The sequence below is a fragment of the Infirmifilum tikiterense genome (assembly GCF_054696565.1).
On the sequence record NZ_CP182482.1, the window covers coordinates 608,297 to 625,826 of the forward strand.

Sequence of the window (17,530 nt, forward strand, 5' to 3'; positions counted from 1 at the left end):
CAGGGGCCCGTGGGGGTTGCGCATCCGGGTTGCTGGATCGCATGGGTCCCGGAATCTCATAAAGTGTGACGGCTCTCCCCGGTGCTGCGTGGGGGAGTGTATAATGCGTGACAGGGTTACTTGAACCGCTCGTTTTCTCAGACGTTGTGACGGCACACCCAGTGAGGCTGAGGCTCAGGCTCGGCTAGAGGGGAGAACTCCTTTCTCATCTCACACTCTGTGAGGCTCGTGAAACGAGCCTCCGCTCAAACCGCCGTAGCGCTTCGCATGCTATGAGCTCCCAGCTCGGCACCGATACGAGGCTCTCCGAGTCAGCGATGTAGACCCTGGGTCTCGTCGCTAGGTTGAGCATGGTCAGGAGGCCGTAGAGAGATGCCTGGGCCCTCTCCCTCGCCTTGGCCTCGTAGCTCTTATACTCCACCACCGAGACCATGTAGCCGCTGCCGTCGCGCTCGAAGACCACCTCGTCAGGTACCCCGTACACCCAGCCGAAGCGGAACCTCCAAGCCAGCGGCAGCGGGCTTGCCCAGCTCTCCTGCTCGAAGAGGCCGTAGGGATCCAGGTTCAACAGCCTCGCGTGCAAATCCCTGCCGGCCTGAACGCCGCGCCCCTTGCCCGCGCGCATGCCGCTGACGACCTGCGTCACGCTGAACCTCGGCTCCTTGCTGCTTACTGCGCGGAGGTAGCGCTCAACCGCCGCGGTTATCAGGCTAGGCTTCAGGGCACTCACTGCCGTCCACCACGCCCACGGAGGTGATGCAGAACTCCGCCTCAGCGCTCTTCGGCAGGTAGGGCGAGTCGAGCACCTGCAGGACGTGCTTGCCCTGCCCGGCCTTCCTTAAGATAAACCTGTGGGTGGAGGCGTGCGCCACTATATTCCCGCCTGCGGGTATCTTGATGGCCATCAAACCAGGCATCGGGCTACTCATCACCTGGTTGGTTATCACCGTGAAGAGGGGCTGGTAGATGCGGCCCAGCCTCTTCAGCCAGTCCAGCACGTAGTTGAGGCGCTGCTGCCTCTCCGCCAGCCACTCCCGGCCCCGGAACTGCGCCCTGTACAAGGCTATGACCGAGTCGACGATGATCAGCCTCACCCCCTTCTCCTCTATAAACATCGGCGCCTTGGACCTAACGGCGTGCTCCATAGCCACCACCGATTCAACCCTCTCCACGTACACGCTCCTCAAGGCCTCCCCCGCGTCGAGACCGAAGCGCTGCGCAACCTCCCTGATCCTTTGCGGGCTGAAGGTCCCCTCGGTGTCGATGTACAAGGCTTTGCCGGAGAAGCCCCCCTTCTCTGGGGGTAGCTGCACAGTCACCGCCAGCTGGTGGCAGAGCTGCGTCTTCCCCGTCCCGAACTCGCCCGCGAACTCGTAAATAGCACCCGACTCCAGCCCACCGCCCAGCAGCTCGTCGATCGAAGCCACGTGCGTCTTGAGCCGCGGGACCTGCATCAGCGCGCGCTCGTAGTCCTCCGCAGTAACCTCAGACTGGCTCATCAAACCGAGGATCCTGCGGGCCTCGACGATCAATTCGTAGGCGCGCGAGGGCTCAATGCCAGCCATCTCCTCCAATTCTTCGGGGTTCATGACCGCGATCTGGTGCAGCGTCCTTATCCCCGCCTCCTCAAGCTTCTTCAAAGTAACCCTCCCCACACCCTTCAAATCCTCGAGGCTCATCAACAACAGTTTCGGTAAACTATAATAAATAGTTTAGCGCCACCTCTAGTAGGATGAGCGAGTCGAAGCCAAGGTGCCCCATGTGCGGCGGGGAGCTTAGCCTGGTCTCCGAGAGGGAGCACTACGCCGCCTACAAGTGCGCGGAGCACGGCATCCTCTACGTGTGCAGGCACTGCGGCTACACCACCCGCACCCCCAAGGGGATCGCAGGCCACGTCAAGCTACACCTCAGGCGCCCCGAGAGACAGGCAGCATCGCCTGATATCAGGCAAAATCAAGAGGTATCACAGGCTGATATCAGGCGGGATCAGCCGATATCAGGCGATACCGGCAGATATCAAGTGATATCACGTGGTGATATCACGCGAAATCAGCTGATATCATCTGATATCAGGAGAAATCAAGAGGTGTCGCCTGATTCTGCGCGGCGTCAAGGGGGGCTCGGCGCGGGCAAGACCTCCCAGGAGGAGGCGAGGAGGGTCGCGGAGCTCGCCGAGAGAGCGGCCCGGGGGGAGGATGTGGGCTTGGAGGAGCTCGCCTCCCTCGACCCCGCGCAGCTGAACCTGCTTAACTCGCTCCTGCTCTCCAGGCTCCTCGCCCTCATGCGCCGCGCCAGCCCGGCGGCCGAGCAGCCGAAGCCCGGCGGAGCCGCCGAGCAGCCCAGCGCCCCCGCGGAGCTACCGAGCTTCGCCAGAGACAACCCCTGGCTCAGGGTGCTCGCCGAGAGGGGGAGGGGCCAGTGAGGCTTGATGTCCTGAGCGAGGCCTACCTGCCTCCCAGGCTCGCCGCGCGGGAGGACAGGCTCCGCGCCCTCAGGGCGGCTGAGGGCCTAGTTGCGATCGTCGGGCCAGCGGGCGCCGGGAAGACGACGCTGGCGAGGCTCGCCTTCCCAAACGCTCTCTGGGTGGACTGCGGCTCCACGCCCAGCTACGCCTCGATCAGGGCCTCGCTACGCGGCTTCACGGGGGGCCGGGCGGTCGTGCTGGACGACTTCACCCTCGCGCAACGCACGCCCCAGCTATGGGAGCATGTGCTGAGGCTCTCCCGAAGCGGCAGGGTCGTGCTCGTAGCCCACCCCAGCATAAGGGGCGAGCTGAGAGGCGCGCAGCTCGTCGAGATGCCACCCTACAGCGCAGAGGAGCTCTACCAGATACTCGAGGACAGGGCGCTGCAGGGCAACCTGCCCGTAACGGATAAAGTGCTGAGATTCATCGCGGAGAAAGTGGGCTACCCCAAGGGCAGCGGCAGCGCTAGGCTTGCTCTGCGTGCCCTGCGCTACGCCCTGCAGACCGCCCAGGGCCCCGTCTCCCTGAGGCACGCCGAGCTCGCCTTCTCGCTGCTCGAGCTCTAGCCCTGGCCCTCTCCACAGCCCTCCAGAAGCCCTCGCTGTACACGCCCTCGAGGTCCCGGAGCCTCACGAGGAAGCCCCTGATTGCTAGCACCCCCTCAGCCATCGCCAACGTAAAGCGCACCGCTTAAAAGGCCGCTAAAGCGGGGTATAAAGGGTTCCGCGATAAAACCCCGAAAGTGAAACGATGTTACTGATGGATGCAACGGCGCTACGGTTGCTGGGCGCCCTTCTCCCTTGAGAGCTCGCGGGCCAGCCTGTCCAGGACCTCGGCCACCTCCCTCCCCTTCTCGGTCAGCCGGAAGACCCTCACCCTCCTGCCCACGCGCTCCTCCTCGATCAGCCCCCTCTCCTCCAGGTCCATGATCACCCTCTCGACGTACGCCGCCTGCTTGGAGCCGAGCACCCTCCCGATGTCGCTCTTGATCGCCTTGCCGGCGTGGTAGAGGAGCAGGAGGGTGAGGATGTGCCTCCTCTCAAGCCAGACCTCCGGCCTCTCCTCACCCAACCAGCCCCACCCTGAGCTTGATTATCCAGAATCACATATAGGGCTTGCGAAACGCTGATAAGGCGTTCCCCCCACCAACAGTAGAGCAGCGGCACCGTTTTATAGCAGCCTAGCCGTTACCTAAAGCGTGAGCTTCGAGGTCACCTTCGTGCCGCTCGAGCGGCTGGAGTTCAGCGAGGAGTACAACGCGAGGCGCATATTGCCGGAGGAGGAGGTCAAGAAGCTTAAGGAGAACATCAGGCTCAACGGCCTCCTGCAACCGCTAGTGGTGACTCCGCCCGAGGAGGGCGGGGAGAAGCTCTACGTGGTGTGCGGCCGCCTGCGCCTCGAGGCCCTCAAGCGCCTCAGCCAGGAGGACCCCGAGGCATTCAAAAAGCTCTTCCCCAACGGCGTCCCCGTCGTTGTGAGGAAGATGTCGAGGCGCGAGGCCTTGCTGCTCTCGCTGAGCGAGAACATCAGGAGGGGCAGCATGGGGAGGGACGAGATAGGGGAGGTCGTCACGGTTCTGCAGGAGCGGTTCGGGCTCACGAGGGAGGAGGTGGAGCGCCGCCTCCAGTTAGCCGCCATGGAGCTAGACCACATCCTCCAGGTCTACAGGGCCCTGAGGCAGCCCATGCCCACGAGCGTGAAGCCCGGCAGGCCGCCTAGGGAGGGGAGGCCCGAGTCCTCCAAAACCGCTAAGGCCGTTCTGCGGCTGGCGGTGAAGAGGCTCGCCTCGAGGGGCTACGTTAAGGACGAGAACACGGCCATCAAGAAGCTGGACGAGCTGGCCAAGGGGCTGAGCATCGCGGAGTCTAGGATCCTTGCCCAGAGGATCAGGCAGGAGCCCCAAATCCTCACCAACGAGAACAAGCTGAAGAGGGTCGTCGAGGAGATCAGGGCGCAGAACTTCATGGACCGCGTCGTCTCTCTGCGTGCCGACATCATCGAGCGCATAGAGAGGCTCGCGAGGAGGCAGGGGAAGCGCTTCGACGAAGTGGTGAACGAGCTCCTGGAGAGGGCGCTGAGCCAGATGGGCGAGTGATGGAGCATAAATGATACTTCTGAAGCCCCAATACCTCATCTGAAGCAGAAATGCCTCTGGTAAAGCCCCAATAACTCTTGCGGATCACAGAGGATGCTAACCCCCAGATAAGATCACGCGCATCCCGTTGCTCCACAGCTTCACCCTGACGACGCCCCCGAGCACGGCGTTGCCCGTCAGGTTGCCTACGAGCAACGTCGAGTTGACCTGCCTCAGGTAGGGGCACCTGAAGGCCTCCGCCACCCAAACCGGCTCCCCGAGCAGGATGTAGCCCTCCCCCACGACAACCGGCTTCTCGAAGCTGTAGGCCCGCGTTATGGTCTGCCCCGGCCTCAGCGCGCAGATGTCCCTGACCAGCGTTGACGCCTGCTCCGCGTAGACCCTCGCTTTAAGCGCGCTCGCGGCGTAGCCAAGCGCCACGGTGAGCGCTATCAGTATGGCCAGCGCGGCCACCGCGTCGTCAACCACCCGCCACCACCCTAACTCCGTACTCGTCCTCCAATATGCAACTGGAGTTCAGGGGCACGCCCAGCACCCACAGCCCCTCACCCGCCCGACGTAGGTCGCACTCCCCGCTGACGCTGATCGAGGGGCGTAGCGTCATGTTCGCCAGCGTCGAGAAGAGGTAGCGGTGCTCGTAGAGCATTGTGTAGTTGGCGTAGGTGAGGTCGCCCGCCGCGGTGCGCTTCACGTACCGGTTCCTGAAGGTGGCAACCCACTCCACCGCGAAGCGGCCTCTAACCGAGCCGTCCCTCGAGTAGAACGTCACGTTGTAGAAGCCAATGGGCCAAGTGGGGCTTGAGTAGTCTGCCCAGCCCCCGTGCGGCACGAACCTGCTCACGTTCACCAGGTAGGGATAGCGGTAGAGCCTCCCCACCGTGCTCTCGAGCGTCACAGAGGCATTGGGGTGCAGCGGGTCTGCGTAGCGCAGCGTGACGTAGTAGCGAGCCCAGACGGCGAGGTGGGCGTCCTCGTTCGGCCCGGCGATCTCCGTCAAAATGGGCCCCGGTATCCGCACGCGCAGCGCCGCCAGAAGGAACTGCAGGAAGATGACATACGCTAGGAGCGCTATCTGTCCTTTCCTCTTCCTGAGCCTAGAGCTAGGGCTTGAACCCCACGTATAGCACCACCTCTCCCCCGCCCGAGGGGATAACCGCAACGTAGGCGTGCGTCGCCGATACGTTAGCCGGCAGCCTGTCCACGCAGTAAGCCGCGTCGGGCAGGCGCGTGACGAGCACCCTGAACTCGCTGGAGTTGTGGCTCACAACCAAAGCCCACGCTACGGCCCTGCCGCCGGTCGCGCTCCACGCAGGCCTGTCGCTCGGCGCGTAGGTGGCCACCGCCGCGAGGAAGAGCACGAATGCTACGGCGATAAACACTCCCTCAAGAGCCCTCGCAGGCTGTGACACGCACACCACCCCTCCTGTACAGCCTCAGGCACGTCACACCCGTGATGACGCCACTTGAGGTGGCGTTGATTGGCTTGCAGCTCAGCGCGTGGCACACCACGCCGCCCTTGACCACCACCGGCATCGGCAGCTCGATCACGGCCTCCTCGCCAGGCCTGAGGCTCAGGGCCGTCGCGTTCACCAGGGCTGCAACCCTCCAAACGTACTCGTCAGCGGCCGAGGCGATGGAGCCCCTGTAGAGGCTGTAGCCGTAGCCCGCGAGCATCGCCAGCACGACGAAGCTCGACAGGACGAGCAGGCTGTCCCCCAAGTCCACGAGCAGAACAGCGTGAGAGAAATAATTAAGCTTTACGGGACGGGCCTCGCGAGCACGCTGACCTCCCTCACGCCGCCCAGGAAGTACGTGTAGGTCCCCCAGGGCGCTGTGACGACGACGGTGTCCGCGGTGGCCACGAGCTGGCTCTGAGCGTAGCCTATCGTCACCTTGCTCACTCTCCCCGTCCTGCTGCAGTTCGCGTACTCCACAACGTAGCCGCTACCGCTGGGCCTGACGAGGACGTTGCTCACAAGCCCTCCAGCCCTGCCGTTACCCCACACGACGAGTAGCCTTGAGGCGTTCTCGAAGAACGGGGGCAGTGGCTGGTAGACAGTGAGGTTGAGCACCTGGATGGCGTAGCGCACCCCCCTAGCGCCGGTGCGCAGCTCCACGACGACGGGCGTGCACGTGGCGTAGAGCTCGACGTTGCTGAGGTAGGCTCCCCCCTCAAGCTGGTCCCTCAGGTTGAGCAGTGTCTCAAGGCTCACCGCCGGCCGCCGAGGGGGCCAGAACACTCCCATGGCGAATCCCAGCGCTATCGCCGCAACGGCGAAGCCCACCAGCACAGCCAAGGCTAGCTGGAGCGAGTCCACGTAGAAGAGAGGGGAGAAAGAGGGTAAAAAATTTACTGTTTTTAGAGCCGGTTGAGGTAGAATACCACTACCGCGTCCGGGAGCGGGGGCGGGAAGTAGTAGAACTCCACCGCGCCGTAGCCGGGAGCCCTGCTCGGGCTCAGGGCGCTGCCGAGCGTCCACTCGAAGGCCTGGAGCGCGGGGTTCCACGTACCGCGAACCAGAGTGCCGTCTGGGAGCTTCGCGTACGCCAGGCCTGCGGAGGCGCCGGGGAGGGGCGGCGGGTCGGGCTTGCCGAGGTCGCCCGCGTAGACTGGGCGCAACGCAATGTAGCCCCTTGCCTGGTCGACGTCGACCCAGTACCAGGTCGCCTGCACCAGTGTGACGTTCCTCCAGGCCACCACTGTGCCGAACCACTTCCAGCGCAGGCTAACCCTGCACGAGGTGCGGTTCCAGCTCCAGCCGTATTTGTCGGTGAAGGCCTTTAGCGGCAGCGAGAGCAAGGCGGAGCCGTTGCGCTGGTCTGCCTTGGCGTCGAGGCACTCCAGCTGGAAGTAGGCGTCCTGGATGTAGCTGGGCGTGGCGTTCTGGGGCTTGAACGCGTAGTCCCAGCGCAGCGAGACGTAGACGGGGTACTGGTAGTAGCTCGTCAGCGAGCGGAGCGCCCGCTCCGCCTCCGAGGGGCTGGGCAGGGCGTTGGAGGCGTTGAAGACGGGCGGGCTTACGTATACCGTCAGCGCGAGCCTGGTCCCGTTCGCGAGGAGGTACGTCACGTTGTAGGCCAGCAGGTTGCCGTGGCTCGCGCACACGCCGCCCAGCCTCGCCGCGCATCCTCCAGCCTCCCTGGCCACGCTCCTCGGGTCTGAGAGGCTGAAGCCCGCGAGTGTCCAGTTCGCGTAGCTCCCGTTGACGACGAGCGGGTCTCCCAGCGTCAGCTCCACCCACTCCGCGCTGGGCACGACTTCCTTGCGGCTGAGCGCGCACAGCACGTCGCTCTGCCAGTACGCCAGGTCGATGCCGCTGGGCCTGCTCGCGTTCCCGCGAACCACCATGAAGCTCAGCGCCGGGCTCTGCTGCGGGCGGCTCACCGCAATGCAGTTCACGCCAGGCGCCAGCCAGAACGGCAGAGACTCGCCCGGCCACGCAACCCAGCAGCCCAGGCTCCTGGGCTGCTGCTGGGGAGGCGCCGCGGAGTAGACGGCGGTGAGGGTGAGGGGCCACGCGGGCATGGTGCCCGTTACGTTGGCGCTGTAGACGGGGCCGCTGGGCGTGTCCCAGTAGGAGAAGTGGAGCTCCAAGGGCGTGGCGTTCCACAGGGTGACGGAGAGACTACCGCCCAGCGGTTCGTTGTAGTACCATCCAACCACAACGGCGCGCAGATACTCGTCGTCTAACACTGCAGCTAGCTGAGCGCTCCCGAACATCGGTATGTAGTAGTCTGGCCCTCTACCCTCCCTGTACAGGTGGTAGAGAATCCTGCACGAGCTACCCTTGCAGGCGTACAGCCAAACCTCGTACCTGCAGGCGGAACACCAGTAGTCTCCGAAGCTCCACCTGAACCTTACGGCGTAGGCGCCCGCGTAGCTCTTCCGGCTCGTGAAGTTGCCTATAGTGCAGACATATTGCGCTATATCAAAATCCCAGTAACACCCCCATTTACCACTCACCGCCGTCACACCCGGAGACGTGAGGTTGGAGACGTAGAGCGTCGCGCTGGTAGGAGCGGACTCCGCGTACCGCGAGCCGGCGTCCACGACCCGCGAGAGCTGGGAGCTGGAAAATGATCCTGTGAACGTGGCGTTCCCGCTCACAGTCCCCGAGATGGAGACGTTGCCGAAGACGCTCAAGCCGCTCGGCACACCAGTCACGTTCGCCTTCACGGTCAGAGGGTAGGCCGGTTGCGGCGTCACCACCTGCACCCTGGATATGGGCAGGTTTCCGTACGTGTCTGAGCCCGTCTTCCAGCTAACCGTCTTGGTTCCGTTCGTGAAGGTGAAGGTCGTGTAAGCGTAAGTAGTGTGCCAGATGTCTGCCGACCTGTACTTGCACAGACCAACCTTCGCGTATATCCACGGGCCCGTCAGGTTGCCCGCCAGGTTCTCGTACACATCCCTGCCGATGTAGCGCCCGTACCAGCTCGAGTACTTGTAGACGTAGAAGGTTGAGCTGGCGTACGTCGTGAGGTTCACACTCCAGTACTTGCAGGTCTCTTGCCAAGGACCGCCCGGGGGCGGAAAGTCCCTCGTGTAGCTCACAACCCACCCCTTCGGATCCAAAGGAACCAACGACCTAGTGACGCGACCCTCGGGATCAGTCACGACGGCATATGCGATCTGGAAGGAGGGGGCCGTGTAGTTTAGCGTGCCGCTCACACTGGTGGGGATCGTGGATGCGCGGGCCAACACCTCGTAGCTCTTGTCCATCGTGAGGCTAGCCACGCACCAGCCGTCCTGCCACGTGCATCTCAGCACATCCCAATAGTTGGTGCTGAGGTCCCGGTAGATCATATCGCCCCACGTCGCGCCGCTCTTAGGCCTCCCCTTCACCGTGACTGTAGAGCCCTTGGAGTACGTGTAGGTGCCGGGAGATGGGTCTATCTCGGCGTCACCCTCAACACCCGTCTTCAAGATGACGGTGCCCCCGCCACCGCCCCCACCAGGACTCCCGCCTCCGCCCGTCTCGTTGAAGCAAACGACATTGAAATAGTAGGTTGCATCACCCATGACCGTCGCACCGCTCTGCCCGCCGTAGAGGGTGATGCTGATCATGGCGCTCCCGGGAAAGTCCTTAGCCTTGCGGGCAAAGGAGATGTAAGCCCAGCTAGCCTTGACAAGGTAATTGGGTTCGATCGACCAGCTTTCTCCATACATGGACGTGCCCCCCCAGTTCCAGTAGACGGTGTAGTTGGCGCGGGTGCGGTTCACGTACCAGGGCGCCGGGGTGAAGCTGGGGCTCGGGTTCCCCAGGGAGAGGTTGTAGGAGAACTCCATCCTCATCTCGTAAACCCTGAACCAGGAGTCCTGCGAGGAGCCCAGCTCGTAGTTCGCGCCGAAGCTGTAGACACGCGCGAACGCGTGCCAGAGGTTCGGGTTCCACGTCTGGTTGAACGTAGCGACACCGAAGGGCTCAACGTAAGAGCAATCCGCAAATTCCCCTCTATCTGCGTGGCAGTTAAGTATAGGACCGGTCGGGTTGAGTATGAAGCCACCGTAGGTTGAGCCGTCCTGCCTCTTGCACTGCAATAGGACGTAGTCAGGATTCGCCGAAACAATTGCAGAGAGAAGGAGCGCGGCGAAGACCGCTAAAACGAGAAACGGGAGAAGCCTCATCTCAGGGAGTCACCTCCACCCTAACCCTGACCCTGACTCCAATCAGCCAGAAGTTCAGCCTGCCGGGAACGTCGAAAGCAGGATCTGGAGATTCCCTTCGCACGGTAACGATACTCCACCCATAGGGCATTTCCAAGATTTTTCCCTCCCTAGAGAGAACTACGCGGTGGTAAGAGCCGACTGGTATAGAGCTAGGCATGGACCACGCACACCCAGAGAAGTGTTGCGGTGAAGTAACGACAGTCACTCTCGCAAAAGCCTCGCCAGGGTAGTTAGCCTCGACCCACATCTCGACCACAGCCTTCGACCAGCTGGCGCCGATGTCGAGGACTACCTGATTGCTACCCGTGCTGTCGATGAGCCACGTCCCGTTGCCAAGGTACTCGTACCTCGCCGTCCAGGGTCTGATGTCCATCGCGAAGGAGGTGGGCATCATCGTGGCGGGAACCTCCGAGCCGTTCATCAGCACTCCGCCCGTGACGGGACTCGGCAGGCCGCTCTTCACCTTGGACACAACCGCCCTCAGCTCGACGTCGTTGAAGCTCCGCAGGGTGAAGTTCGGAGGCGCCGTGCTGTTCAGCAAACCCCTAGGCGTGTGCTCGCTTACAGCCCAGGCGACAACACACTTCATCGCATCACCGAAGGGCACGCAGAACGTCGTCACGTTCACGGGCTCACCGGCGAAGAGCCCTATAATCGCAGTACCGTTCACCCACCGCTCCCAATCCCTCGCCTTGAGGAGAACTGACATGTTGCCCGTGTCTACGTGCAGGACGATGCGCTTCGAGCCGAAAACAGCCACAAGCTCGGTGTCACCCCTGACCTCAATCGGAACGAGAGGGTTGGGGGAGCACGTCGCGCAGAGGCTCAGCTTGGAGCCGTTCACGTAGACCTCCGCTTCCTTCCCCAAATCCGGGACTGCCCGCACCAGCAACAACGCGCCCGGCCTCACCCTCAGCGTCCCGTTGCCAGCAAGGGTGCCGTTGACTAGTAGCTGACCCGCTCCGAAGATAGAGACCCTGACAAGCGTGTAGACCCTCCTGTACCTCAAAGCCACCGTTGCGTTGCCGGTAACCCTTACCGTCACGGTGGTGTTCAGGGGCTCGTGGAGCTCGGTCGGCTGGGGCTCGATGACGAGCAGAGAGCCCTCCATCGCCCTCACCGTGGCGGGCAGCGCGCGCAGCGAGCCGTTCACCAGCGCGGTTGCGTTCGAGGCGTCGGCCTCGATCCTGACGGTGAATAGCCTGGGCTGAGCCTGCTGCTGCTGGAGCTGCTGCTGGACTGGCTGCTGCGTCTGCTGCGGCTGGGCGCCCCAGAGGCTGTGGAGCCAGGACTGGAATGTCGGCGAGGTGACCACGAGCGTGAAGAAGACGGCGAGCACCGCTATGGTCAGCCAGTTGACGGGGTCTTTGTACCACCTCCGCTCCTCGGGCATTGGTACCTCTACTAAGCCCATGCTTCCACCAACATAAAGCATATTAGCATGGTTAAATTATTTACTGCGATGATAAGCCTGGGCTTTTACTCGTTTGGCAGAGGTGGGACAGGCAAGACCACACTGGCCGTGGCCTCGACCGTGCTCGCCTCCCTGGCGGGCTGGCGCACCCTCCTAATCGACATAGGGGACGCCAACAACAGCTCGGCGACGAGGCTGCTCAGCTCGCTCGAGCCGCCCTTCACCGGCGACGTGCTCAGCGGCGCAGCCAGCTGGCAGGACGCGGTGGCGGAGGCCAAGCTGCGGGTAGGCAACCTCGACGCAAGCTTCTATATAATCCCCTCTAACGGCAAGCTCCCAGCGCAGCCTGGCTTTGAGCCGCTCTTCGAGATGCTCTCCGAGCTCCGCAGCATGGGCGCCGTGGACCTGGTGGTGTTCGACCTGCCGTCAGACCCGCTGGGTGTCTTCATGCCCCTCGTCTCACGCCTGGACTTCGCGGCAGTCGTTGCCACCCCGGAGTACAGCAGCGTGAAGGTGGTCACCTCTAACCGGCTCCCAGCCTTCACAGTACCCGTGCTGAACAAGTACCGCCCAGAATTGCGGCACTACCTCTCGTCACTCAGGCAGTTCTTCGGCGCCTGCTTCCCCGTCCAGTACGACAGGGGCTTAGAGGACCTCGCGCCCAGCAACGTCGGCAAGAAGCTAGCGTCCCTCCACAGGGAGACCCACTCGCAGCTAGTCTCGATGCTCAACGCCGTTCTGAGCAGGGCTGAGGTGGCTACGGCATGAGCATCACGGGGAGGCCGTTCAAGGATAGGCGCCTGGACCAGCCCGCAGCCCAGCCTCAGGCCCCAGCGGCGCAGCCCCAGGGCACCACCGTGCTCCAGCCAACCGTGGTGCTGCCCCAGCCGCAACCCCAGCCCTCGCCTCAGGTCCCGGAGGGCTACGTGAGCAGGGAGGCCGTCGAGAAGTTCATACAGGAGCTCAAGTCTCTGGGGCTTGACACCACGTGGATACAGTCCTACCTCAACGAGCTCGATAAAGTCAACGAGGAGATCGAGCGCATCATGCAGGAGGAGCAGAGGCTGCGCGAGGAAAGGAGGAAGCTCGAAGCCCGCCGCGACCGAATACTCTCGATACTCAAGAAGGTGTCCGTTTAGGATGATCAGGAGAAATGGTCTAGAGGAGGCCGTGAAGGCGCTGAGGAAGCCCCCGCGGAGGGACGGCAACGGCGCATCGCTTTCAGAGCTAGTCAGGTCCCGCGGCGAGAAGACCTTGCCTCCAACCACCGACTGCAGCGAGTACGGCTGCCTGCAGGTTCAAAACTCGAAGCTCTACGTCCTGACGCAGAGGCAGCACGAGGCCTTCGGCCCCCTCGCACCCCTGTTCTATTCCTCAAAGATCAAGGAGGTCTTCGCCTCGCCCTCGGAGGTCGTGGCCACGCACGTGGACTACGGCCGGCTGCCCGTGGTGGTCGGCGTGAACTTCCTCGACTGGTTCGACAACCTCCGGATCCACAGCCGCGTGTACGTCTCGAGGAAGAGGCCAATCGGGACCGGGTGGGTCGGTGAGTGGAGGATAGCGTTCAAAATCCCGCCCGCAGTGCGGGAGCCGCAGGTCACGGCAGTGCACCTGAGCGTCATACCCCCCGCCGAGAGCTACGACCCCCTCCTCGTAGCCAGGCTGGCCACCCTCCTGCTCTCGGGGAAGACAACCGTCATATACGGCCCTCCCGGCTCGGGGAAGACAACTTTCCTCTCCTCGCTCCTCCAGCTCATCAGGGACACGTTCCCCACCCTGCACCTGGTGATAGTGGAGAGGGAGCCGGAGACCGTGGTGAGGGGCGGGATGGTGACGCACGCCGCCTCGGGCAACACCGTGCCCATCTCCGAGCTGCTCACCGAGGCGTTCACGAAGTGGCGCCCCGACCTCTTGGCGCTCGGCGAGCTGTGGAGCGAGGACATATCTGTGTGGATCAACGTCTCGCGCACCCGCTCTATCACGACGACGCACGCCGGCAGTATAGAGGAGTTACTGGTGGCCCTCGACGAGAGGATAAGGCACGCTGTGCCTGGCAGCGCTGAGGGCGTTACGCTACAGCATTTCAGAGTATACGTGGAGGTTCTCGCCTACAGGCCCCAGGCCGCCTACGTCAGCGACGGCCAGTTCCTATACCCCCTGTACTCGGAGGGCAGGCACGCCCCAGAGGCTGCCTTCAGGCTCTACCTGCCGCGCAAGGTCCAGCTCGGCCAGAGGGAGTGGGAGACTGCTAAGATCTACGAGCTCCTGCTGCAGAGGCTCGGCGCAGACCCCTCGAAGCTGGACGGCTGGCTCGAGCCCGTGAAGCTCGCTTTGCGCAGCGGGAGGCTGAAGCCCGTCGAGGAGTAGCGCAACGTTTTTATTATTCTGGACTATACATTTCATTGGTATGCAGAAATTATTACAGATTAAGCTGAGGAGGCGCAGAGCGCAAACCGAGTTGGCGACAGCCATCGTCATCATAGTAGTGTTAGCCGTCGCGGCTCTCGTGGCCTACTGGTACATCGGCACGGCCCGCTCGCTTACGGGCAGGCCGAACATCAGGGCGGGCACCACCAACACCATCACCGCCGGCGGCGTGGTCTACATCTGCCTCTACAACGACGGCCCCGTGAACGCCACGATCACAAAGGCCGTGGTGGACGTGTACAGCGGCGGCAACAAGATAGCGAGCGCCACCTTCACTCCAGGCACTGTTCCGGCCGGCGGCAGCTGGTGCGACAGCGCAACGACGACTGTCAGCGGCTCGCTGAGCGGCGTTGCGCAGGTCGACGCGGTCATAACGGTCACCACGACCACCGGCTCGACGCAGATACCCACCAAGCTCATAGTTATAGGCGGCTGAGCCTCCCGGCGAGCGAAAATGAAAGCCTTTCTCTCCCCCCTTAACAAGCTAGCCGGGCGCCTCAAGCTACCCCTGCCGAGGCTAAGGCGTGCAACGAGGAGCGACCCCTACGCTTTGCCCGCTGCCGTAGTGGCTTTAGCGGGCTTCGAGGTCTACCTGCCAGACCAGACCTTGACTGAGCTCGCGCGCATGGGCGTCAGGGTGCGCGACGCGGAGCTCCTGGCAGTGGTAAGGGAGTCGTCTCGAAGCGGGGGCGCTGAGCCCCTGCAGGGCTGGGTGGAGAGGCGGATAGCTGCACTTCAGATGGCCCTGGAGCGCGGGAAGCTGCACGTGGAGAACGTGATGAACGCGATGCTTACGTTCTCCACCACCTTAACGCTGATGATAGCGGGAGTCTCTCTGATAGCGAGGGGTGGGGCCGAGGGGGCCCTGCTCCCGCCCCTGGTGGGCCTAGCCTTCACTCCCATAATCCTCGCCATCTACCCTCCCGAGCTACGGGTCCCGGCTTCGCGCAGGCTGCTATACCTCGCCGCCTTGCCGGCCCTCGCCTTCCTAGGGCTGGCCTTGAGCCTGCCGCTCCTCCCGCTGCTCGCTGCCCTCTCAATACCTGGCGCGGTGATAGCTTTCCTCGAGGACAGAGTATATACTCGTGACCTGGAGTTCTCCGTCAAGGCGATAGAGAGGGCCGCGGCCACCCCGTTCGCCGTGTGGGAGGCCATCGGGAGGAAGCCGGGGGAGATGCCTCAGGAGGGGTTGCCAGGTGTGTTTTCGAAAGGGCTTCATTTAATCGAGCGGTTCGGAGGCGATGCAGAGGAGTTCTCGAAGCTGTGGCAGCTCGCCAGCACGCTTCACAAGGCGTTCACCTCGCTGAGAGGCAAGGCGTGGGCGTACGCCGCGCTGGCCCTTGTCAACGCCTTGATCTGCGGCGTGAGCTACGCGATACTGGCCTACGTGGCCCAGTTCCTCGCTGGCGCGGTTGGCCCCGGCGTGGCTGTGCCGGGCGCCGGGGTGCTCGTGGGCTTCGTGGCCCAAAACATCGACAGTGTGCTAACGCTGGCGATGGCCGTGAACAGCCTAGCCCTTTCTTTAGTTGTGGCGGAGGTGAGGCACGGCAACCCCCTCTACTTCACCCTATACCTGCCGCTCTACGCCATCGCGCACTACGCCTCGTGGCTGCTCGGCTTGCAGCTGGCGCCCTCGCTCGTCGGTGGTTGAGGTGATGGACAAGGCGAGCGTGGCTCTAGCCCTGATCGCTGGCCTGGTGGCGGCGCTCTACGTCTATTACCTGGCCTCAGCCGCTACCGTGAACCCGCTGGACTCGTGGAGGAGGGCCGAGGCGAAAGGCGAGTGCCTGCTCTAAGTGTACCCCAACGGGACCAGCCTGTGGAGGGGGACCTGCAGCACGGCTAGGCTCTGCGCCTACACCTACCGCATCTACCCTAACGGCACCCTCCTGCGCTCTGCGAGTTGCGGCCCCTGAAGCGAAAGCTTTTTCTCTTTCTATGTAATTGTTTTTCTCGATGTCGTGGAGGGAGCTAGGAGTGTCGAGGTGGCGGTGGTACTACTGGCGCCTGCTCGGCTACGCCGAGCGGCTCCTCCAGCCCCTCAGGGGCGTTTTACCCAGGCCCCCCCGGCTGGTCAGGCCTAGTCAAGCACAGGTCAGAGTGGAGCAGCCTAAGAGCGAGGCGGGTAGAGCGGCGAAGGTTGCCAGCGTGGCCGCTAAGGGCAGGGAGGCTGGGGCTACGGCTTTTAGGCTTGGGCTCGAGGGGCTGGAGGAGGCCGACCTAGAGTAAAATTATTATTTCGGTTTTTCGCCTTCTATCACATGCATCGGAAAAACACTATACTGATGCTGCTGGGCGCGGTGCCTCTGCCTCCGCCTATTCCACTGCTGGCATTCGAGGACATCCGCGACGCGGTTATCCGGGTGCTGGGCCTCATCCTGCTGCTGGTGCTCAGCGGCATCGTGGGCTACCTCGTGTACGCGATCGTGGAGTTCCTCGTCGGCCCTAAGAGGGGTATAGCCGCGTTAATAGGCCTCGTGGGCGTGCTGCTCTTCTGGCTGGCCATGTACTTTCTCGTGAGCTGGATCGACGCAAACGTCCCAGCCCTCAAGATCGTCACCTGGGCCATTAAGGAGGCCCTCAACAGCGCAGCCGACTTAATCGGAGCACCGCACCCCTTCTAGCCTCCAGGTGCACACTTAATGCAACCCGCTTTTTCTCCCTCCCCTCCGTTAGCGGTCAACCAGGACTACAAGTGGGCTGGCGCGGCCGCAGCGCTCTACCTAGCGCTCGCGGCCCTGTGGTTCCTGCTGCGGGACCGGGCCAGGACGAACGCGGCCTTGGAGGGCTTCGTCAACGTCCTCGCCCTCGTTCTCGTGGTCGAGGCGCTGCCGGCGCTCGTGATGGAGGTGGCGAAGCAGCTGGGCGCCGCCGGCGAGCTCGCGGGCTTCAGCTACAACGGCGTCGAGAACTTGTACTCCCGCGCCGCGAACACAACTGCGCTCGCAGCCGACCGGGGCCGGGGCTGGATGAGCTGCTACAGCGCGTGGTACGCGGTTGCAAGCCTGAACCCGTTGGGCTGGGGCTTCGCGAAGGCCCGCGAGGTAGAGTGGGCGGTGAACGAGGTCATGTGGTCTATTGTGGTTTTGGACTACACGTCGTTCCTCTACCGGCTTCTGGCCAGCATCGCGACCGCTGCCCTGACCACAGCCTTGGTGTTCACCCCGGTGCCTAAAGCCCGCTACATCGCCGCCGGGGTTTTGGGCGCCCTGGTGGGCATGGCGTGCGCCGCCCCCTTCGTCTCGCTCTACGCCCAGAAGGCTCCGCAGCCCCCTGACTGGCAGTGGTGCGCAACCGGTGGGGCCGTCTCAGGGACCGTGGAGAAAATCAAGGAGGCGGCCCCCGCCTTCAGGGAGGCCACCGTAGCCGTTACGCTGGCCACGCTTCTGGGGGCCGCGCTGGGAGCAGGCTTAGGGGTGGCCCTAGGAGGCGTGTACATCCACCTCAAGGTGTAGCCTGAGA

The 17,530-nt window shown here is 63.3% G+C and carries 22 protein-coding genes; 12 read left to right on the forward strand and 10 right to left on the reverse strand.

All coding sequences use genetic code 11. The features are described from left to right. Positions 1–205: 205 nt before the first annotated feature. Together ACNO7C_RS03355 and radA are read right to left on the reverse strand one after the other, a co-directional pair. Positions 206–730 carry a PD-(D/E)XK nuclease family protein gene (locus ACNO7C_RS03355; RefSeq protein WP_460025567.1) on the reverse strand — a complete coding sequence of 175 codons (525 nt, stop codon included), beginning with the start codon at positions 728–730 and terminating at the stop codon, positions 206–208. Continuing rightward, positions 711–1,679: a DNA repair and recombination protein RadA gene (gene radA / locus ACNO7C_RS03360; RefSeq protein ID WP_460025568.1), complete on the reverse strand. Its 969-nt coding sequence runs from the start codon at positions 1,677–1,679 to the stop codon at positions 711–713. Before radA ends, ACNO7C_RS03355 begins: the two co-directional genes overlap by 20 nt. A gap of 53 nt (positions 1,680–1,732) precedes the next feature. Here radA and ACNO7C_RS03365 point away from each other — a divergent pair, with 53 nt between their 5' ends. After that, entirely contained in the window at positions 1,733–2,422 is a 690-nt protein-coding gene (locus tag ACNO7C_RS03365) for a hypothetical protein (protein WP_460025569.1), read from the forward strand. After that, entirely contained in the window at positions 2,419–3,030 is a 612-nt protein-coding gene (locus tag ACNO7C_RS03370; RefSeq protein WP_460025570.1) for a Cdc6/Cdc18 family protein, read from the forward strand. Before ACNO7C_RS03365 ends, ACNO7C_RS03370 begins: the two co-directional genes overlap by 4 nt. A gap of 208 nt (positions 3,031–3,238) precedes the next feature. On the opposite strand, the gene ACNO7C_RS03375 is transcribed toward ACNO7C_RS03370, so the two are convergent. Continuing rightward, the gene (locus tag ACNO7C_RS03375; protein WP_460025571.1) at positions 3,239–3,535 is read right to left on the reverse strand and encodes a winged helix DNA-binding protein; all 297 of its coding nucleotides are present in this window, start codon (positions 3,533–3,535) and stop codon (positions 3,239–3,241) included. A 127-nt stretch (positions 3,536–3,662) separates the two neighbouring features. Between ACNO7C_RS03375 and ACNO7C_RS03380 the strand changes: the two genes are divergently transcribed. After that, positions 3,663–4,559: a ParB/RepB/Spo0J family partition protein gene (locus ACNO7C_RS03380; RefSeq protein WP_460025572.1), complete on the forward strand. Its 897-nt coding sequence runs from the start codon at positions 3,663–3,665 to the stop codon at positions 4,557–4,559. Positions 4,560–4,655: 96 nt separating this feature from the next. Here ACNO7C_RS03380 and ACNO7C_RS03385 read toward each other — a convergent pair whose 3' ends face one another. From ACNO7C_RS03385 to ACNO7C_RS03415, 7 genes are all read right to left on the reverse strand, one after another. Next, positions 4,656–5,027, reverse strand: a complete 372-nt coding sequence (locus tag ACNO7C_RS03385) for a hypothetical protein (protein WP_460025573.1) — start codon at positions 5,025–5,027, stop codon at positions 4,656–4,658. Further along, positions 5,020–5,556 (reverse strand): hypothetical protein, encoded by a 537-nt coding sequence (locus tag ACNO7C_RS03390; RefSeq protein WP_460025574.1) that lies wholly within the window; start codon positions 5,554–5,556, stop codon positions 5,020–5,022. The genes ACNO7C_RS03385 and ACNO7C_RS03390 overlap by 8 nt, the downstream gene beginning before the upstream one ends. Positions 5,557–5,659: 103 nt before the next feature. Further along, a complete protein-coding gene (locus tag ACNO7C_RS03395; RefSeq protein WP_460025575.1) occupies positions 5,660–5,968 on the reverse strand; it encodes a hypothetical protein in 309 nt (102 codons plus the stop codon). Beyond that, the gene (locus tag ACNO7C_RS03400; protein WP_460025576.1) at positions 5,943–6,284 is read right to left on the reverse strand and encodes a hypothetical protein; all 342 of its coding nucleotides are present in this window, start codon (positions 6,282–6,284) and stop codon (positions 5,943–5,945) included. The genes ACNO7C_RS03395 and ACNO7C_RS03400 overlap by 26 nt, the downstream gene beginning before the upstream one ends. Positions 6,285–6,316: 32 nt before the next feature. Then, positions 6,317–6,877 carry a hypothetical protein gene (locus ACNO7C_RS03405; protein WP_460025577.1) on the reverse strand — a complete coding sequence of 187 codons (561 nt, stop codon included), beginning with the start codon at positions 6,875–6,877 and terminating at the stop codon, positions 6,317–6,319. Positions 6,878–6,918: 41 nt separating this feature from the next. Continuing rightward, positions 6,919–10,185: a hypothetical protein gene (locus tag ACNO7C_RS03410; RefSeq protein WP_460025578.1), complete on the reverse strand. Its 3,267-nt coding sequence runs from the start codon at positions 10,183–10,185 to the stop codon at positions 6,919–6,921. A gap of 1 nt (position 10,186) precedes the next feature. Then, entirely contained in the window at positions 10,187–11,641 is a 1,455-nt protein-coding gene (locus ACNO7C_RS03415) for a hypothetical protein (protein ID WP_460025579.1), read from the reverse strand. 48 nt (positions 11,642–11,689) lie between these two features. Here ACNO7C_RS03415 and ACNO7C_RS03420 point away from each other — a divergent pair, with 48 nt between their 5' ends. The 9 genes from ACNO7C_RS03420 to ACNO7C_RS03460 all read left to right on the forward strand — a co-directional run bounded on the left by ACNO7C_RS03420 (position 11,690) and on the right by ACNO7C_RS03460 (position 17,523). Further along, a complete protein-coding gene (locus tag ACNO7C_RS03420) occupies positions 11,690–12,409 on the forward strand; it encodes a ParA family protein (protein WP_460025580.1) in 720 nt (239 codons plus the stop codon). Beyond that, positions 12,406–12,780 carry a hypothetical protein gene (locus ACNO7C_RS03425; protein WP_460025581.1) on the forward strand — a complete coding sequence of 125 codons (375 nt, stop codon included), beginning with the start codon at positions 12,406–12,408 and terminating at the stop codon, positions 12,778–12,780. Before ACNO7C_RS03420 ends, ACNO7C_RS03425 begins: the two co-directional genes overlap by 4 nt. 1 nt (position 12,781) lies before the next feature. Beyond that, positions 12,782–14,008 carry an ATPase, T2SS/T4P/T4SS family gene (locus ACNO7C_RS03430; protein WP_460025582.1) on the forward strand — a complete coding sequence of 409 codons (1,227 nt, stop codon included), beginning with the start codon at positions 12,782–12,784 and terminating at the stop codon, positions 14,006–14,008. A 40-nt stretch (positions 14,009–14,048) separates the two neighbouring features. Then, positions 14,049–14,504, forward strand: coding sequence for a hypothetical protein (locus ACNO7C_RS03435; RefSeq protein WP_460025583.1), 456 nt, complete (start codon positions 14,049–14,051; stop codon positions 14,502–14,504). An 18-nt stretch (positions 14,505–14,522) separates the two neighbouring features. Then, a complete protein-coding gene (locus ACNO7C_RS03440) occupies positions 14,523–15,719 on the forward strand; it encodes a hypothetical protein (RefSeq protein ID WP_460025584.1) in 1,197 nt (398 codons plus the stop codon). Position 15,720: 1 nt separating this feature from the next. After that, entirely contained in the window at positions 15,721–15,864 is a 144-nt protein-coding gene (locus ACNO7C_RS03445) for a hypothetical protein (RefSeq protein ID WP_460025585.1), read from the forward strand. Positions 15,865–16,024: 160 nt separating this feature from the next. Beyond that, on the forward strand, positions 16,025–16,297 hold the full coding sequence (locus ACNO7C_RS03450; RefSeq protein ID WP_460025586.1) for a hypothetical protein: 273 nt from the start codon (positions 16,025–16,027) through the stop codon (positions 16,295–16,297). 32 nt (positions 16,298–16,329) lie between these two features. Then, complete coding sequence (locus ACNO7C_RS03455; RefSeq protein ID WP_460025587.1) at positions 16,330–16,692, forward strand: hypothetical protein; 363 nt, start codon at positions 16,330–16,332, stop codon at positions 16,690–16,692. 18 nt (positions 16,693–16,710) lie between these two features. After that, positions 16,711–17,523: a hypothetical protein gene (locus ACNO7C_RS03460; RefSeq protein ID WP_460025588.1), complete on the forward strand. Its 813-nt coding sequence runs from the start codon at positions 16,711–16,713 to the stop codon at positions 17,521–17,523. Positions 17,524–17,530: the final 7 nt, after the last annotated feature.

What these genes read in the sequence shown, in the direction of transcription:
- ACNO7C_RS03415 (WP_460025579.1), bottom strand. Translation starts at nt 11,641, where the DNA reads ATGGGCTTAGTAGAGGTACCAATGCCCGAGGAGCGGAGGTGGTACAAA.
- ACNO7C_RS03425 (WP_460025581.1), top strand. Translation starts at nt 12,406, where the DNA reads ATGAGCATCACGGGGAGGCCGTTCAAGGATAGGCGCCTGGACCAGCCC.
- radA (WP_460025568.1), bottom strand. Translation starts at nt 1,679, where the DNA reads ATGAGCCTCGAGGATTTGAAGGGTGTGGGGAGGGTTACTTTGAAGAAG.
- ACNO7C_RS03365 (WP_460025569.1), top strand. Translation starts at nt 1,733, where the DNA reads ATGAGCGAGTCGAAGCCAAGGTGCCCCATGTGCGGCGGGGAGCTTAGC.
- ACNO7C_RS03450 (WP_460025586.1), top strand. Translation starts at nt 16,025, where the DNA reads ATGTCGTGGAGGGAGCTAGGAGTGTCGAGGTGGCGGTGGTACTACTGG.
- ACNO7C_RS03410 (WP_460025578.1), bottom strand. Translation starts at nt 10,185, where the DNA reads ATGAGGCTTCTCCCGTTTCTCGTTTTAGCGGTCTTCGCCGCGCTCCTT.
- ACNO7C_RS03420 (WP_460025580.1), top strand. Translation starts at nt 11,690, where the DNA reads ATGATAAGCCTGGGCTTTTACTCGTTTGGCAGAGGTGGGACAGGCAAG.
- ACNO7C_RS03440 (WP_460025584.1), top strand. Translation starts at nt 14,523, where the DNA reads ATGAAAGCCTTTCTCTCCCCCCTTAACAAGCTAGCCGGGCGCCTCAAG.
- ACNO7C_RS03430 (WP_460025582.1), top strand. Translation starts at nt 12,782, where the DNA reads ATGATCAGGAGAAATGGTCTAGAGGAGGCCGTGAAGGCGCTGAGGAAG.
- ACNO7C_RS03435 (WP_460025583.1), top strand. Translation starts at nt 14,049, where the DNA reads ATGCAGAAATTATTACAGATTAAGCTGAGGAGGCGCAGAGCGCAAACC.
- ACNO7C_RS03455 (WP_460025587.1), top strand. Translation starts at nt 16,330, where the DNA reads ATGCATCGGAAAAACACTATACTGATGCTGCTGGGCGCGGTGCCTCTG.
- ACNO7C_RS03460 (WP_460025588.1), top strand. Translation starts at nt 16,711, where the DNA reads ATGCAACCCGCTTTTTCTCCCTCCCCTCCGTTAGCGGTCAACCAGGAC.